2 protein-coding genes and 1 pseudogene are annotated in these 3,289 nt (G+C 40.3%); all 3 read right to left on the bottom strand.

Annotated elements, in window-relative coordinates:
- A partial coding sequence (locus ACFVSH_RS20925; protein ID WP_387707634.1) for an N-acyl-D-amino-acid deacylase family protein occupies positions 1 to 900 on the bottom strand: 900 nt, incomplete at its 3' end.
- Between the two features lie 24 nt (positions 901 to 924).
- A complete protein-coding gene (locus ACFVSH_RS20920) occupies positions 925 to 2,403 on the bottom strand; it encodes a M81 family metallopeptidase (protein WP_387707632.1) in 1,479 nt (492 codons plus the stop codon).
- Positions 2,404 to 2,440: 37 nt separating this feature from the next.
- Positions 2,441 to 3,289 (bottom strand): annotated as a pseudogene (locus tag ACFVSH_RS20915) (transcriptional regulator); the annotation flags it as partial.

Genomic DNA, 3,289 nt, shown 5'->3' with positions numbered 1-3,289 from the left:
ATGCATCCAAGGTGGAAGTATGGCATGAAAAACGGTTGAAGCTGCTGAATATGGATATTGATCAAAGGTAATTTCAATACCTTCCTGTCTAGCGGCATTCATCTTGTCCAGTGCTTTCTTAAATTTATCCCTGTTTCCTTGGCCAATTATCTTAAAATGAGAAATATGTAATCTTACACCGGAATGTCTGGAAACATCTATGACTTCATCTAAAGCTGATAAAGAGTGATTGCTTTCATTCCGGATATGGACAACGAAACAGCCATCATATTTCGCGGTACCCTTGCATATTTCAATCAATTCTTCCTTATTGGAGAAAACATTTGGGGGATATACCAATCCTGAGGACAAGCCTACTGCTCCCATACGCATTCCTTCCTCGACCAGCAAACGCATTTTTTCCAATTCTTGTTTAGTGGCCACCCTATCTTCAAACCCCATGACCAAGGAACGAACCGCGCCATGAGGTACCAGGTAAGCTGCGTTGCCTATCATTTTTGACTTTTCTAGAAATGAAAAATATTCATCAATGCTATTCCATGGCCACTCCCCAATATCGCCATTCAGTCCACCTAATTGTTTTTTCCATAACGGCTTTGTTTTTTCTGATACAGGAGCAACAGAAATACCATCCTGGCCAAATAATTCTGTAGTCACACCCTGAAGTGCCTTTATTTTATGAACTTCTGGAACAGTGCAAAGTAAATCGGAATGAACATGAGGGTCAATAAATCCTGGTGAAACTGCCAACCCATTGGCATCTATAGTTTGCCCAGCCTGTTCGCTGCTTAAATTCCCCATTAAAGTAATTCTTCCATCCTCGATTCCAATGTCCGTTTTCGTCCAAGGGTTCCCTGTTCCATCATAAACCCTTCCATTTTTTATAATCACGTCTAGCATTTGACCACATCCTCTATATATTAGTTAGACTAATTGATGATTTAAAATAGAATCAAAAGGGTAAATCGGTCTGCTTATATTCTTGTAATCAAAGGTTGATAACTTCGCACTGCTTAACCCAGGCGAGTCGACTGTTATGATTTCTTTAGCAATAGGCATGAAGGCTGCGCGAAAATGGTGAGATGATTTCAAACCAACAATACTTGATTTCTCAACATCTATTCCATGAAGAAGGAAAATTTGTTCATCAAAGGTCTGGGAATTAACAGAGCATACAATGATATCCACATTACCAACCAATAATCTTGCGCTTCTCCCCAGGTTCACCTTGCTTCCATTCCACATCGGTGAGGACTGAATAAACTTGCCATCAGATAGGCTTTTTACATAAGCTGATATTTTTAGAGGGTTACCATGTAAACGATCTGTTTTACCGCCTAATTCGACATGAATTAGGGACCCCACACCTTCTTTATGGGCCACTTTTGCTACTTCTGGATCAAAAATAAACCCAAAGCAGCTATTTGGAATGTTTGCTTCTATCATTTCCTTCAATAAAAAGGTGCCATCACCTGGTGTACCAGCACCAGGGTTATCAGAAGCTTCATTAATGATGATGGGCATTTCATTTCGGGAGAATGCATATGAAATGGCTTTCTTTGGTGACGGCAATATTGGATAAAATTCATCTTTCTTTTCAAAAATTCTAGCAGCTATATCATTTGATATTTTTTGTGCTAAAGAGGGTTCATTATTCGTAATGGTAATTACCGAAACTCCTGCGTGAGGGATATCTGAATATGGAAAGCCATGGAATAAGGTACAATCAAGGACCTCGGGATGCTTTTCCCATTCCTCGCACCATTCATTGATTTCTTTAATTGGAGAAAAGTAGGAGGTTGTAGTAGGAATTAGTAATGGTAATTTAGATAGAGCCATTTCCGGGTTAACTTTCCCTTGAATCATGCGAGCGGTTATATCAATCGCTTCTATCCCCCTTTCATAGGAATCCGTATGAGGGTAATCTATATTGCCGAGCAGTACATCTGCTTTTTCAACCATGGTTTCCGTAATATTACCATGGAGGTCCAAAGCAGCTACTATTGGTATTTTTGAACCCAAAACGCTTCTTAATTCCGATAGGATCTCTCCTTCAATATCGTCAACTCCTTCTGCTACTCCTGCTCCATGAAGAAATAAACAAATCCCATCCAATTTTCCAGAATTCATGATACTTGATATTAGTAGATTTTTTGCTTTTTGAAACGTTTCCTGTGTTATCGTTCCTGAAGGATTGGCCATGGCTGCAAAGGTTGGCACAATTTCAATCCCCAGCTCTTCTCCCCGATCGATCATCCCACCCAAATAATCCAATACACCAGTATGCCTATCGAGAAGTTCCTCTCCCTGGGTCCATTCCCATACTTTAAATAAGTCGACTGTCGTTCTTACTCGAGAAAACGTATTTGTTTCATGTGCCAACTGACCGATTGCTATTCTCATAAAAGTTCTCCTTTCTTCACTATTAATAAATAAAACCTTATCTGACTGACTCCCTGGAAAATTGGAATTCATATAGCTGCCGGGGTCTCCCTCGGTTTATGGGCTGTTCCTCACCCACGATGACAGCTAGATTCGTATTTTCAAGGGTATTCAGGATTCTCCTTGCGCTCCTTATCGTCAAACCCAGTCCGTTAGCAAGATCATTTGCTGTGATGCATCTATTGCCAAAGCACTCACAAAAGGAAAGTAATTTGTTTATGGTTGCAATACTGAGCCCAGCTGTTTTTGCTAAATTCATTAGATGTGGGTCATCACTCCGCAAGGAATATTTCAATCTCCCATCTTTTCCGACAGGCCCAAAAACCGTTCCATCCATGTCAACCACAAAGCAACTCGGTTTATTAAGCCTGGCTTTCATAAGTGCTTTACGGGCACTCACTTCCGCTTCGTTTGCTGTATATCCAAATCCTATTCCGATGGTGGTCACTACATCGATTTTCATGGCTATCTCATCTAATAGCGGAGCTTTTTTATATTTGTGGGTAGTCCTTTCAATGGCTCCCCGAGTAGTTATAAATCGGACTTCATCTCGTTCTGACCAGTCAAAAATAGCCTGGGCCTCTTCACAAAAATCGATAAGAAGATTTTGAAGTGCTGCTTTTTTTCGCTGTTCTCCATATTCTGATATGGGCTTTTTTAAAGAAGAAAGCAAGTTATTAAAATGCAGGATTCCAATGGCAATTTGTGTATCGCTTTGAAGTAATGCCTTCCCCTCCAAGAGAACATTATTCAAACTAGATCGAATGGCGGACATTGTAGGGATGACCCTGAATACTAGCACCCCTAGCCCTTTTAACGATTCGTATACAGATTTAACACATGTAAC

The sequence above is a fragment of the Peribacillus sp. NPDC058002 genome (genome assembly GCF_042886655.1).
Classification (GTDB): Bacteria; Bacillota; Bacilli; order Bacillales; family DSM-1321; genus Peribacillus; species Peribacillus aracenensis.
Note: the sequence above shows the minus strand (reverse complement) of the source record. Positions and strands in the feature narration are given on the sequence as shown.

Coding starts and splice junctions, on each gene's coding strand:
- ACFVSH_RS20920 (WP_387707632.1), bottom strand. CDS start 2,403: ATGAGAATAGCAATCGGTCAGTTGGCACATGAAACAAATACGTTTTCT.